At 67.7% G+C, this 13030-nt stretch carries 13 protein-coding genes; 6 read left to right on the forward strand and 7 right to left on the reverse strand.

What is annotated here, in order from left to right:
• Positions 1 to 14: 14 nt before the first annotated feature.
• Positions 15 to 1001, forward strand: a complete 987-nt coding sequence (gene corA, locus E5P3_RS28560; protein ID WP_162589033.1) for a magnesium/cobalt transporter CorA — start codon at positions 15 to 17, stop codon at positions 999 to 1001.
• Here corA and E5P3_RS28565 read toward each other — a convergent pair.
• The 5 genes from E5P3_RS28565 to E5P3_RS28585 form a co-directional block, all read right to left on the reverse strand.
• Positions 994 to 1767, reverse strand: coding sequence for a 5'-methylthioadenosine/adenosylhomocysteine nucleosidase (locus tag E5P3_RS28565; protein ID WP_162589034.1), 774 nt, complete (start codon positions 1765 to 1767; stop codon positions 994 to 996). The two genes, corA and E5P3_RS28565, sit on opposite strands and share 8 nt — an antisense overlap.
• A gap of 10 nt (positions 1768 to 1777) precedes the next feature.
• Positions 1778 to 3454: a long-chain-fatty-acid--CoA ligase gene (locus E5P3_RS28570; RefSeq protein WP_162589035.1), complete on the reverse strand. Its 1677-nt coding sequence runs from the start codon at positions 3452 to 3454 to the stop codon at positions 1778 to 1780.
• Between the two features lie 94 nt (positions 3455 to 3548).
• A complete protein-coding gene (locus E5P3_RS28575) occupies positions 3549 to 5036 on the reverse strand; it encodes an NAD(P)(+) transhydrogenase (Re/Si-specific) subunit beta (protein ID WP_162589036.1) in 1488 nt (495 codons plus the stop codon).
• A gap of 2 nt (positions 5037 to 5038) precedes the next feature.
• Complete coding sequence (locus E5P3_RS28580) at positions 5039 to 5362, reverse strand: NAD(P) transhydrogenase subunit alpha (RefSeq protein ID WP_162589037.1); 324 nt, start codon at positions 5360 to 5362, stop codon at positions 5039 to 5041.
• 17 nt (positions 5363 to 5379) lie between these two features.
• Positions 5380 to 6495 carry a Re/Si-specific NAD(P)(+) transhydrogenase subunit alpha gene (locus E5P3_RS28585; RefSeq protein ID WP_162589038.1) on the reverse strand — a complete coding sequence of 372 codons (1116 nt, stop codon included), beginning with the start codon at positions 6493 to 6495 and terminating at the stop codon, positions 5380 to 5382.
• 239 nt (positions 6496 to 6734) lie between these two features.
• On the opposite strand from E5P3_RS28585, the gene E5P3_RS28590 reads away from it, so the two are divergent.
• The 3 genes from E5P3_RS28590 to E5P3_RS28600 are packed head-to-tail and all read left to right on the forward strand — an operon-like array spanning position 6735 to position 8393.
• Positions 6735 to 7451 carry a response regulator transcription factor gene (locus tag E5P3_RS28590; RefSeq protein WP_232073357.1) on the forward strand — a complete coding sequence of 239 codons (717 nt, stop codon included), beginning with the start codon at positions 6735 to 6737 and terminating at the stop codon, positions 7449 to 7451.
• Positions 7452 to 7473: 22 nt separating this feature from the next.
• Positions 7474 to 7908 (forward strand): DUF4019 domain-containing protein, encoded by a 435-nt coding sequence (locus E5P3_RS28595; RefSeq protein WP_162589040.1) that lies wholly within the window; start codon positions 7474 to 7476, stop codon positions 7906 to 7908.
• Entirely contained in the window at positions 7908 to 8393 is a 486-nt protein-coding gene (locus E5P3_RS28600; RefSeq protein ID WP_174263113.1) for an NUDIX hydrolase, read from the forward strand. The genes E5P3_RS28595 and E5P3_RS28600 overlap by 1 nt, the downstream gene beginning before the upstream one ends.
• A gap of 127 nt (positions 8394 to 8520) precedes the next feature.
• Here E5P3_RS28600 and mnmA read toward each other — a convergent pair whose 3' ends face one another.
• Positions 8521 to 9630 (reverse strand): tRNA 2-thiouridine(34) synthase MnmA, encoded by a 1110-nt coding sequence (gene mnmA / locus E5P3_RS28605; RefSeq protein WP_162589041.1) that lies wholly within the window; start codon positions 9628 to 9630, stop codon positions 8521 to 8523.
• Positions 9631 to 9815: 185 nt separating this feature from the next.
• On the opposite strand from mnmA, the gene E5P3_RS28610 reads away from it, so the two are divergent.
• On the forward strand, positions 9816 to 11426 hold the full coding sequence (locus E5P3_RS28610) for a WS/DGAT/MGAT family O-acyltransferase (RefSeq protein ID WP_162589042.1): 1611 nt from the start codon (positions 9816 to 9818) through the stop codon (positions 11424 to 11426).
• A gap of 40 nt (positions 11427 to 11466) precedes the next feature.
• Here E5P3_RS28610 and E5P3_RS28615 read toward each other — a convergent pair whose 3' ends face one another.
• Positions 11467 to 12447, reverse strand: a complete 981-nt coding sequence (locus E5P3_RS28615) for an LLM class flavin-dependent oxidoreductase (protein WP_162589043.1) — start codon at positions 12445 to 12447, stop codon at positions 11467 to 11469.
• 103 nt (positions 12448 to 12550) lie between these two features.
• On the opposite strand from E5P3_RS28615, the gene E5P3_RS28620 reads away from it, so the two are divergent.
• Positions 12551 to 13015, forward strand: a complete 465-nt coding sequence (locus tag E5P3_RS28620) for an EVE domain-containing protein (protein WP_162589044.1) — start codon at positions 12551 to 12553, stop codon at positions 13013 to 13015.
• The last annotated feature ends 15 nt before the right edge of the window (positions 13016 to 13030 follow it).

A 13030-nucleotide genomic window follows, 5' to 3' on the forward strand; every position in this document is an offset into this window, starting at 1 on the left:
CCCGGGAGTGAGCCATGCTCAACATCTTCACGCTCGCCAACGGCCGCCTCGTCCAGGAAGAGATCGAAGCGCTCGAGGAACTGTCGAAATTCCAGCCGATCTGGGTCGATCTCGAATCGCCCACGCTGGAGGAGAAGCGCTGGATCAAGCAGTACTACGGCCTGTCCATCCCCGAGGATGCGATGGACGAGGACATCGAGGAGTCGGCGCGCTTCTACGAGGAAGACAACGGCGAGCTGCACGTGCGCAGCGACTTCCTGATCGATGACGACGAGAACCCGCGCTCGGTGCGCGTGGCCTTCATCCTCAACCAGCACAACACCGAACTGCGCAGCCGCGGCGTGCTGTTCTCGATCCATGACGAGGACGTGCCGGTGTTCCGCCTGCTGCGCATGCGCGCGCGCCGCGCACCCGGGCTGATCGAGGACGCCAAGGAGGTCCTGCTCAAGCTCTTCGACGCCGATGCCGAGTACTCGGCCGACTCGCTGGAGAACATCTACGACGAGCTGGAAGTCGCCGGCAAGAAGGTGCTCGAAGGCAACGTGAGCGACGAACTGGCCGGCGAGGTGCTGGCCGCGATCGCGCGCCAGGAAGACCTGAACGGCCGCATCCGCCGCAACGTGATGGACACGCGCCGCGCGGTGAGCTTCATGATGCGCAGCCGCATGCTCAACGCCGACCAGTTCGAGGAGGCGCGACAGATCCTGCGCGACATCGAGTCGCTGGACAACCACACGGCCTTCCTGTTCGACAAGATCAACTTCCTGATGGACGCCACCGTCGGCTTCATCAACATCAACCAGAACAAGACCATCAAGATCTTCTCGGTGGCGAGCGTGGCGCTGCTGCCGCCGACGCTGATCGCGAGCGTGTACGGCATGAACTTCAAGCTCATTCCGGAGCTCGACTGGCGCTATGGCTACGTCTACGCGATCGTGCTGATGGTCGCCAGCGCGCTGGTGCCGATGTGGTACTTCCGGCGGCGCGGCTGGCTCAAGTAGCGCGGGGGCCGGGCAGCCCGGCGAGCCAGGCCTCGATCAGGGCCAGGCTGTAGCGGCTCGCGACTGCGGCGACAAAGCGCAGGAAGTCGGCATGGGCCTGGTCGTCGGCGCGGTCCGAAATGGCTCGCACCGCGGCGAAGGGGACGCGATAGTCGTGGCAGACCTGCGCCACGGCGGCGCCTTCCATCTCGCAGGCCAGCGCGTCGGGCAGGTCATGGCGCAGCGCCGCGCTGTCGGCGGCGCGAGCAATGAATCGGTCGCCGCTCACCACCAGGCCGCGGTGCAGGCGCGGCGCGTGAAGGCCGAAGTCGTCGACCACCTGTTGGCCCAGCAACGCGACCGGATCGCCCAGCAGCCGCTCCGCCACCGCCGCCAGCGCATCGCTGATGGCGGTGTCGGTCGCGAAGCGCGCGTGCCCGGTCAGCGGCACCTCGTAGCGCGGAAAGATCGGCGATGCGTCCAGGTCGTGCTGCAGCAGGCGGCTCGCCACCACCACGTCGCCCACCCGTACGCCGGGCGCCAGCCCGCCGGCCACGCCGGTGAAGACGATGGCGCGCACGCCGAAGCGTTCGAGCAGCACGGTGGCGGTCGTGGCCGCCGCAACCTTCCCAATGCGCGACAGCACCGCGACCACCGGCTGGCCCTGCAGATGCCCGGCCCAGAAGTCGCGGCCGGCGACGCGCACGCGCTGCTCGTCCGGCATGGCGGAGAGCAGCGCGCCGAGCTCCTCCTGCATGGCTGCCACGATCGCGACCGGCGCCACCATGGATGCACCGCTACTTCTTGTCGCGCAGCTCGCGACGCAGGATCTTCCCCACCGGCGTCTTCGGCAGGTCGGTGCGGAACTCGATCAGCCTGGGCTGCTTGTAGCCGGTGAGATTGGCGCGGCAGAACTCGCGCACCTGGGCTTCGGTGAGCTCGGGGTTCTTCTTGACGATCACCAGCTTGACCGCCTCGCCGGTCTTGTCGTCGGCAATGCCCACCGCCGCGCATTCGAGCACGCCCGGGACCTGCGCCACGACATCCTCGACCTCGTTAGGGTACACGTTGAAGCCCGAGACCAGGATCATGTCCTTCTTGCGGTCGACGATCTTGAAGAAGCCGCGCTCGTCGACCACGCCCACGTCGCCGGACTTGAAGTAGCCGTCGGCCGTCATGACCTTGGCCGTCTCGTCGGGGCGCTGCCAGTAGCCGGCCATCACCTGCGGGCCCTTGATCGCGATCTCGCCGGGCTGTCCCGCCGCCACTTCGTTGCCGTCGTCGTCCAGCAGCTTCAGGTAGGTGCTCGGCAGCGGCACGCCGATGGTGCCGGTGTACGCGGTGCTGGTGGTGGGGTTGCAGGTGGCCGAGGGCGAGGTCTCCGACAGGCCGTAGCCCTCGCAGATCGGGCAACCGGTCTTCTCGAGCCAGAGCTTGGCGACCGCGCCCTGCACCGCCATGCCGCCGCCGACGGAGACCTTGAGGTTCTTCCAGTTGACGGTGTTGAAGTCCGGGTGATTGGCCAGCCCGTTGAAGAGCGTGTTGACCGCCGGGAAGCTGTGGAAGGTGTGCTTGGACAGCTCCTTGAGCACGGCCGGGATGTCCCGCGGATTCGGGATCAGGATCAGCTTGCCGCCGGTGCGCATGGACAACATCATGTTCACCGTGAAGGCGAAGATGTGATAGAGCGGCAGCGCGCACACGCTGGTGGGCTGCTCGCCGGCCGGCACCTTCTGCATGACCGGGTCGTTCCAGGCCTCGGACTGCAGCACGTTGGCGATCACGTTGCGATGCAGCAGCACCGCGCCTTTCGAGACGCCGGTGGTGCCGCCGGTGTATTGCAGCACCGCGACGTCATCGGGCCCGATGGCCGCCTTCTGCAGCGTGCGCCCCGCCCCCTTGTCCAGCGCGTCGTTGAAGCGCACGGCGCCGGGCAGGCTGTACGCGGGCACCATCTTCTTGACGTTGCGCACCACGTAGTTGACCAGCGCGCCCTTGAGCAGGCCGAGCCGGTCGCCCATGCCGCTGAGCACCACATGCTTGACCGGTGTGGCGCCGATGCACTGCTGCAGCGTGCTGCCGAAGTTCTCCATGATCACGATCGCCTTGGAGCCCGAGTCCTTGAGCTGATGCTCCAGCTCGCGCGGCGTGTAGAGCGGGTTCACGTTCACCAGGATCAGCCCGGCGCGCAGGATGCCGCAGACCGCGATGGGGTACTGCAGGCAGTTGGGCATCATCACCGCGACGCGATCGCCCTTGGCCAGGCCCATGCCCTGCAGGTAGCTGGCGAAGGCGCGGCTCAGCTTGTCGACCTCGCCGTAGCCCATGTCCTTGCCCATGAAGCTGTAGGCCGTCCGATCGGCGAATTTCGAGAAGCTCTCGTCCATGAGCGCGACCAGCGACGGGTAGCGCGAAGCGTCGATGTCGGCCGGCACGCCTTGCGGGTAGCTGCTGAGCCAGGGACGGTCTGTCATGGATATGTCTCCTCAACGAATTCGGGATTCTGGTTACGGAAACGCCGCCCGGCCTTCTCGGCTCGGGCGGCGTGCACACGGGGTGCCGCCGCTCTTATTCGATCGCCTTGCCCATGTCCTCGACCACCTTCTTGGCGTCGCCGAAGACCATCATGGTCTTGTCCATATAGAACAGTTCGTTGTCCAGCCCGGCATAACCCGCGGCCATCGAACGCTTGTTCACGATCACCGTCTTGGCCTTGTAGGCCTCCAGGATCGGCATGCCGTAGATCGGCGTGCCCTTGGTGAGCGCGGCAGGGTTCACCACGTCGTTGGCGCCCAGGATGATGGCCACGTCGGCCTGCGCGAACTCGCCATTGATGTCCTCCATCTCGAACACCTGGTCGTAGGGCACCTCGGCCTCGGCCAGCAGCACGTTCATGTGGCCCGGCATGCGCCCGGCCACCGGGTGGATCGCGTACTTCACGGTCACGCCCTTCTCGGTGAGCTTCTGCGCCAGCTCGTTGACCGCGTGCTGCGCCCGCGCCACCGCCAGGCCGTAGCCTGGCACGATGATCACGGTCTCGGCGTTGGAGAGCATGTAGGCCGCATCGTCCGCGCTGCCGCTCTTGACCGGCCGCTGCTCCTTGGCCCCGCCCGTGGCCGCCGCCGCCTCGCCGCCGAAGCCGCCCAGGATCACGTTGAAGAACGACCGGTTCATCGCCTTGCACATGATGTAGCTCAGGATCGCACCGGAGCTGCCCACCAGCGAGCCGGCCACGATCAGCATCGCATTGTTCAGGCTGAAGCCGATGCCCGCGGCCGCCCAGCCCGAGTAGCTGTTGAGCATCGACACCACGACCGGCATGTCCGCCCCGCCGATCGGGATGATGATCAGCACGCCCATCACGAAGGCCAGCAGCAGCATCAGGAAGAAGGCGGTCCAGCTCTCGGTGGCCATGTACACCAGCCCGAGCCCGATGGTCAGCAGCCCCAGCACCAGGTTGAGCATGTGCTGGCCCTTGAACTGCACCGGCGCGCCCTGGAACAGGCGGAACTTGTACTTGCCTGAGAGCTTGCCGAAGGCGATCACGGAGCCGCTGAAGGTGATGGCCCCGATGGCGGCGCCCAGGAACAGCTCGAGCCGGTTGCCGGCGGGAATGGCGTAGCGCGCGAACCCGTCGAGGAGATATGCGCCTTCGGGCGTGTTGCCGCCGATCAGCGCCGCCACCGGAGGCGGCGTGATGCCGAAGGCCCAGGGCTCGACCACGGCCGCCACCGCGATGAACACGGCCGCCAGGCCGATCATGCTGTGGAAGAAGGCGACCAGCTCGGGCATCTGGGTCATCTCGACGGTCTTGGCGCGGTAGGCGCCGTAGCCGCCGCCGACCACCAGGCCCAGCAGCACCCAGGCCATGCCCTGGGCCTTGCCGCTGGAGAGCTGCACGATCAGCGCCCCGGTGGTCAGGATGGCGATCGCCATGCCGACCATGCCGAAGATGTTGCCGCGGATCGAGGTGGTGGGATGGCTCAGGCCCTTGAGGGACTGGATGAAGCAGACGCTGGCGACCAGGTACAGCAGCGTGACGACGTTCATCGACATGGTCAGTGGCCCTCCGCCTTGGCAGGGGCCGCCTTCTTGTCCTTCTTCCTGAACATCTCCAGCATGCGCCGGGTGACCAGGAAGCCGCCGAAGACGTTGACTGCGGCCAGCGCGACCGCCAGCACGCCCATGCCCTTGCCCAGCCAGGTGCTGGTGAGCGCGGCCGCCAGCATGGCGCCGACGATGACGATGGCGGAAATCGCGTTGGTCACCGCCATCAGCGGCGTGTGCAGCGCAGGCGTGACGGTCCAGACCACGTGGTAGCCCACGTAGATGGCCAGCACGAAGATGATCAGGTTAATGACGGTGTGGGAGACGGGGTCCATGGGCTGCTTCCTCGTTCTTACTTGCGGGTCACTTGGCCGTCCCTGCTCATCAGGCAGGCGGCGACGATGTCGTCCTCGAGGTCGATCTTGAAGCCGCCCTCCTTGGGGAGCACGAGCTTCAGGAAGTCGAGCACGTTGCGCGCGTAGAGCGAGGAGGCGTCGGCCGCCACGAGCGCGGGCAGGTTGGTCTCGCCCACGAGCGTGACGCCATGCTTGATGACCGTGCGGCCGGGCTCGGTCAGCGGGCAGTTGCCGCCCTGCGGGGCCGCCAGGTCGACGATGACGGAGCCGGGCTTCATGGCCTTCACCATGTCCTCGGTGACCAGCACCGGGGCCGGCCGGCCGGGGATCAGCGCCGTGGTGATGACCACGTCGGCCTGGGCCACGCGCTTGGCGACCTCGGCCTTCTGGCGATCGAGCCAGCTCTGGGGCATGGGGCGGGCATAGCCGCCGACGCCTTCGGCGGCTTCCTTCTCTTCCTGCGTCTCGTAGGGCACGTCGATGAACTTGGCCCCCAGGGACTCGACCTGCTCCTTGACGGAGGGGCGCACGTCCGAGGCCTCGATGACGGCGCCCAGGCGCTTGGCGGTGGCGATGGCCTGCAGGCCGGCCACGCCGACACCCAGGATGACCACGCGCGCAGCCTTCACGGTGCCGGCGGCGGTCATCAGCATGGGGAAGAAGCGCTGGTACTTGTCGGCCGCGATCATGACGGCCTTGTAGCCGGCGATGTTGGCCTGGGAGGAGAGCACGTCCATGCTCTGGGCGCGGGTGGTGCGCGGGGCCGCTTCCAGCGCGAAACCGGTGAGGCCGGCCGCCGCGAGCCTTTGCAGGCCCTCGGCATCGAAGGGGTTGAGCATGCCCACCACCACCGTGCCGGGCTTCATGAGCGCGGCCTCGCCGTCGGACGGCGAGCGCACCTTGAGCACGAGCTCGCAGGCGAAGGCGCCGGCGGCATCGGTGATCTCGGCACCGGCGGCCTGGAAGGCGGCGTCGGTGATCGCGGCAGTGATGCCGGCGCCGGACTGCACGCGCACGGTGTGCCCCTGCGCGACAAGCTTCTTGGCCGTCTCCGGAGTGACGGCCACTCGGGTTTCGCCGGGCACAGTTTCGGCCGGCACGCCTATCAGCATGGGGATCTCCTCGGGGCTACGTTGGAATTCGCGCCGAGCTTACATGAAGATGACAGGCGCAGGCCGGCCGCACTGTCCCGAGGGTGCGCGGTCTTGGCGGTGCGCCGCCGCCATGCACGCGCAAGCCCTCTTCCAATTCGGCGCTTGCTTCCTGTACAGTGCGATCCGCGCGCGACCGGCGCCCAGAATGGCCGGCAGCGTGGAACAAGAATCTTCAGGGAGATGCTATGCGAATAGCGATGCTCGACGACGAGCCGCGCGAGATCGAATCGATCCAGCGCGTGATGGCGACAAGCGGTCACGAGTGCCACGGCTATGCCAACGGCAAGTCCTTGCTGCGCGGACTCCGCGCCCAGCGCTACGACCTGCTGATGCTCGACTGGCGCCCCCCGGACGTCGAAGGAATCGAGATGGTCCGGCGGCTGCGCGAGAGGTTCGGCAACCGGCTGCCGCTGCTCCTCACGGCCGGCCCCGAGGACAAGGCCCGAATGACCTCGGCCCTGCTGGCGGGCGCCGACGACTTCATGGTCAAGCCCCTGTGCAGAGCCGAACTGCAGGCGCGCGTGCACGCCCTGCTGCGCCGGGCGTATCCGACCCGTTTCGAGAGAGAGCTGGTCTACGGGCCCTATCACTTCTCCCCGCTCGCCGGTACGATCCGCCTGCACGGGGAACCGGTGCGGTTGAAACAACGCGAATACGACCTCGCGCTGCTCCTGTTTCGCAACATCGGCCGGCTGCTGCCGCGCGAGCACCTGATGCTGACCGTCTGGGGGCAGGAGCTCGAGCCTGGTTCACGTTCGCTCGACACGCATATGTCGCGGCTGCGCGCCCGGCTGGACCTGCGCCCCGCCAACGGCATGATCCTGGCCTCGGTCTACGGCCTGGGCTACCGGTTGGAATACCTCGCCGGCGAAGAGGCCGAGTTGCCGTATCCCCTGGCAGGGGCGACAGAATGATTAACCAAGGAGTGGCGTCACGATGAAAAAGATGATCCGAAGCCTGCTGGCTGCCGTGCTGCTGGGCAGCTGTCTGCAGCTCGCATTTGCGCAGGACGCGGAGCCGAGCGACCTGGTCCGCGGCGGCCTGCAGGCGATCCAGATGATCGACCAGAACAAGACCGGCGAGCTCTGGGACGGCGCCACGCCGGCCGCCCGCAAGCGCGTGAGCCGCGACGATTTCGTGAACCAGGTCGCCAAGGCACGCACCCCGCTGGGCGCCCCGCAGCAACGCACCTGGGTCGCCATCAACCGGCAGGTGGTCGGGGAGAGCAACCAGGAGCTGGCCGGCCAGTACGTGAGCATCGAATACGAGACCCGCTTTGCCAACAAGGCGAACGCCACCGTTCGCGAGCTGGTGACCTTCCAGCTGGGGGACGACCGGGTCTGGCGCTTCTCGGGCTACGTCTTGCGCTGATGGCGCATCGCTGGAAGCCCAACGTCACCGTCGCCGCGGTGATCGAGGAGGCCGGCCGCTTCCTCGTGGTCGAGGAAGAGACGAGCGATGGCCTGCGGCTGAATTCGCCCGCCGGGCATCTGGACCCCGGCGAGTCGCCGGCCGAAGGCTGCGCGCGCGAGACGCTGGAAGAAACCGCACACCGCTTCACCCCGACCGCGCTGGTGGGTATCTACATGGCGCGCCAGCGCGGCGCCCGTGGCGAGGACACCACCTACATGCGTTTCGCCTTCTGCGGCACGCTGGGCCCTCTCGAGCCGGGCCGCGCGCTGGACCACGGCATCGTGCGTACCCTATGGATGACGGCCGAGGAGCTGCGTGCGAGCCGCGAGCGGCATCGCAGCCCGCTGCTGCTGCAATGCGTGGACGACTATCTCGCCGGCCATCGCCATCCGCTGGACCTCATCCACGTCCACGCCTCGGTGGCGGGCGAGGACGAGGCCTGAGCACCCGGCCGGACGCTCCGGGAGAGGGCTCGTACCGCAGCCGAAGGCGAAGGTACTCCAATGTGCAACGCACGGCCCTCCGAAGCTGCTCGTCATCCAGCCGAGGGCGAAGATGCGCCAGCAGGCGTCAGCCGGCGCGCGAGATGACCCCGCCACCCAGGCATACCTCGCCGTCGTAGAGCACCGCCGACTGTCCCGGCGTCACCGCCCATTGGGACTCGGCGAAGGCGAGCCGGAACGCGCCGTTGGCGCCCTCCGCCAGCGTGCAGCCGGCGTCGGCCTGGCGATAGCGCGACTTCGCCGCGTAGGCGCCCGCGGGCGGCGCCGCGCCTCCAACCCAGCTGGCATCGTCCGCCTCCAGGGTAGCCGACAGCAGCCAGGGGTGGTCGTGGCCCTGCACCACCCAGAGGGTGTTGCTTTCGATGTCCTTGCGAGCCACGAACCAGGGCGCATGCTCGCCAGCGCCCCGCTGCGCCCCTCTGGGCTTGAGGCCGCCGATGCCCAGGCCCTGGCGCTGGCCCAGGGTGTAGAAGCTCAGGCCCTGGTGCTCGCCGATGCGCCGGCCCCGCTCGTCGCGGATCGGGCCCGGCTCCTTCGAGATGTACCGGTTGAGGAATTCCCGAAAAGGCCGCTCGCCAATGAAGCAGATGCCGGTCGAGTCCTTCTTCCTGGCGTTGGGCAGGCCGATCTCGTCGGCGATGCGCCGCACCTCGGTCTTGTGCAGCTCGCCGACAGGGAACATCGTCTTCGCCAGTTGCTGCTGGTTCAGGCGGTGCAGGAAGTAGCTCTGGTCCTTCGCCGGATCGAGGCCCTTGAGCAGCTCGTAGCGCTCGCTCGCCGCGTTGAAGCGAACGCGGGCGTAGTGCCCGGTGGCTATCTTTTCCGCGCCAAGGCGCATCGCATGATCGAGGAAGGCCTTGAACTTGATCTCGGCATTGCACAGCACGTCCGGATTGGGCGTGCGGCCGGCCTGGTACTCGCGCAGGAATTCGGCGAAGACACGGTCCTTGTAGTCGGCCGCGAAGTTGACGTGCTCGATCTCGATGCCCAGCACGTCGGCCACGCTGGCGGCGTCGATGAAGTCGATGTTCGACGAACAGTATTCGCTGTCGTCGTCGTCCTCCCAGTTCTTCATGAAGATGCCGACCACCTCATGGCCCCGCTGCTTGAGCAGGTGCGCCGTGACCGCAGAGTCCACCCCGCCGCTCAGGCCCACCACGATGCGCTGCTTGTCCATGGGCCGCGATTGTCCCAGGCCGGCCATGCCGGTGCCGGTGCGCGGGTAATCACGGAGCGCGAAGGAGGCCGGCCCTGCGGGTCTTCATCCAGTTGAAAGAAGCGGCGCCGAGGTTCACACTGCAACGCCGATCGGACGCACAACAACGCGGGCGGGGCGCCGAGGCGTCCGCCAAGGAGACTTGCATGGATCACCTCAGCGGCATGGACGCCTCGTTCCTGCACCTCGAAACCCCCGAATCGCCGATGCATGTCGGGAGCCTGCAGCTGATCGATCTGCCGCCCGGCTACGAGGGCGACTTCGCCGAGGACGCCAAGAAGTACCTGAGCGGGCGCCTGCACCTGGCCTCGGTGTTCGTGCGCAAGCTGGCGATGATGCCCTTCGACCTTGCCAACCCGGTATGGGTGGACGACGACGACCTGGACCTGGACCACCACATCCACCACGTGATCATGCCGAGGCCCGGCACCATGGCGCAGCTGGAGCGCCTGGTGGGCCGGCTTCATTCCTCGCTGCTGGACCGCAGCCGCCCGCTGTGGGAAATGCACATCATCGAGGGCCTGCAGACCGGCCAGGTGGCGCTCTACAGCAAGATGCACCATGCGGCGATCGACGGCCAGGCCGGGGTGGCGGTGGCGAAGGCGCTGTTCGACATCTCCGAGACGCCGGCGCCGGTGAAGGCCCCGCGCGTGACGCGCCGGCCCGACTCGTCGCAGCTCGGCATGGCCGAGCTGGCCACGGCAGCGCTGAGCAACGCGGTGCAGCAGTACGTGAAGCTGATCCAGTCGATCCCGGCCACCGCCAAGGCCATCGGCAACGTGCTGATGCCGGTGTCGGAGGGGACAGGCCAGCGCAAGTTCGAGCTGCCCAAGGCCTTGCGCACCGCGCCGCGCACGCCGCTCAACGTGTCGATCACCAACCAGCGTTCCTTCGCCGCGCGTTCCGTGCCGCTGGCCGAGGTCAAGCAGATGTCGAAGGCCACCGGCACCAGCCTCAACGACATCGTGCTGGCCATCTGCGCCGGCGCGCTGCGCCGCTACCTGGCCGGCTACGGCTGCAAGCCGGCCAAGCCGCTGATCGCCGGCGTGCCGGTGTCGCTGCGCAGCGAGGGCAACACCGACCTCAACAACCAGGTCTCGGTGATGCTGGTGAGCCTGGCCACGGACATTGCCGATCCGCTGGAGCGGCTGGCGGCCATCCACGAATCTTCGAGCGAGGGCAAGAAGCTCACCGGCAATGTCAAAGCCGCGATTCCGACCGACTTCCCCTCGCTGGGCGTGCCCTCGCTGATGTCGGGCCTGGCGTCGCTCTACGGCCGCTCAGGGCTGGCCGACAAGCTGCCGCCGGTCGCCAACGTGGCGATCTCCAACGTGCCCGGGCCCTCATTCGCACTGTATTTCGCGGGGGCCAAGGTGGCGGCCTACTTCCCGGTCTCGATACCGGGCCACGGGCTCGCGCTGAACATGACAGTGCAGAGCTACAACGGCGCGCTCGAGTTCGGCCTCACGGCCTGTCGCCGCGCGGTGCCGGACGTGGCGGACCTGGGGGACTATGTAGTGGCGGAGCACAGGAAGCTGTTCGCACTGATCGTAGGGAATGCGCAGGCCGCGCCGGCACCCACTGCCGTGCCGGTGGCTGCGCCGGGTGCTGCAGCCGCGCCGAAACCTCCCGCGAAGAAGCGGGCAGCACCGAAGGCGGTGGCGAAGAAGAAGGTGACAGCGAAAGCGGTGCGCGCTGCAGTGCCGAAAGCGCCACGCAAGCCCGGCGCCTCCAAGCGCGCAACCGCACTGAACTGACCACTCCCGGACTTGCTCGCTGTCGCTCCGGGAGAAGGCGTCAATCGCGAAGACCGGCGAGGATCTCGTAGGACTTCAAGCGCGCTTCGTGGTCGAACACCTGCGAGGTGATCATCAGCTCGTCCGCGCCGGTGCGCTCGATGAAGGCCTTCACCCCTGCCCGCACCGTCTCCCTCGACCCCACCGCCGCGCAGGACAGCACCGAATCGAGCAGTGCGTTCTCTGCCGGCCCGATGCGCGTGCGGTAGCCTTCCACCGGCGGCGGCAGGCGGCCCGGACGTCCGCTGCGCAGGTTGACGAAGGCCTGCTGCCAGGAGCTCGCGCGAAATTCCGCCTCTTCGTCGGTCTCGGCCGCGAACACGTTGAAGCCCAGCATCACATAGGGCTTGGCGAGCTGCTTCGAGGGCTTGAAGGTATCGCGGTAGATGCGGATGGCCTGCATCAGCTGCTGCGGCGCGAAATGCGAGGCGAAGGCATAGGGCAGACCCAGGTGCGCCGCGAGCTGCGCGCCGAAGGTGCTCGAGCCGAGAATCCACACCGGCACCTCCAGCCCCGTGCCCGGCACGGCGCGAACCGCCTGCTGCGGCTCCTTGGACATGAAGTCCATCAGCTCGACCACGTCCTGGGGGAACTGGTCGGCATCGGATTGCAGGTCGCGCCGCAAGGCCCGCGCGGTGCGCTGGTCCGAGCCCGGCGCCCGCCCGAGGCCGAGGTCGATGCGGCCCGGGTAGAGCGACTCCAGCGTGCCGAACTGCTCGGCGATCACCAGCGGCGAATGGTTGGGCAGCATCACGCCGCCGGCACCGATGCGGATGGTGGAGGTACCGGCGCCGATATAGGCCAGCAGCACGGCAGTGGCCGCGCTTGCGATGCCGGGCATGCCGTGGTGCTCGGCCAACCAGTAGCGCCGGTAGCCCAACTTCTCGCCAAGCTGCGCCAGGCCGAGGGAGTTGCGGAAGGACTGCGCGGCGTCGCTGCCTTCGGTAATGGGGGCGAGATCGAGGATGGAGAAGGGCACCATGGTCGCGCATCATGGCGCGATCGCGATGATCGTGCTGGCGCAGGCCATTTCCGGCTTCTGATAAAACGTCGTGCTGTTGCCATCCACCGAAGCCGATGCTGCCATGTCCAAGTTCTGGTTGATGAAGTCCGAACCGGACGATTGCTCGATCGACGACGCGCTGGCCGCGCCCGACGCCACCGTGCCCTGGACCGGCGTGCGCGGCTGGCAGGCGCGCAACCTCATGCGTAACGAGATGCTGGTTGACGACGGCGTGCTGTTCTACCACTCGAGCTGCCCGCAGCCGGGCATCGTCGGCATCGCGCGCGTGGCCTCCGGGACGCGGCCCGACCCGACGCAGTTCGAGCCCGAGTCGCCCTATTACGACCCGGCATCGAAGCCCGAGCATCCGCGCTGGCTGCTGCTGGACGTGCAGGCGCTTCGCAAGACCCGGCTGCTGGGCCTGCCCGAGATGCGCGCGACGCCCGAGCTGGCCGACATGGTGGTGCTGCGCCGGGGCAATCGCCTGTCGATCATGCCGGTCGACCCGGTGCACTGGCACCTGATCGTGGACAAGTTGCTGGCCTGAGCGCGGCCCGCGCTC

The sequence above is a fragment of the Variovorax sp. RA8 genome (assembly GCF_901827175.1).
In the GTDB taxonomy this organism is placed as follows: Bacteria; Pseudomonadota; Gammaproteobacteria; order Burkholderiales; family Burkholderiaceae_C; genus Variovorax.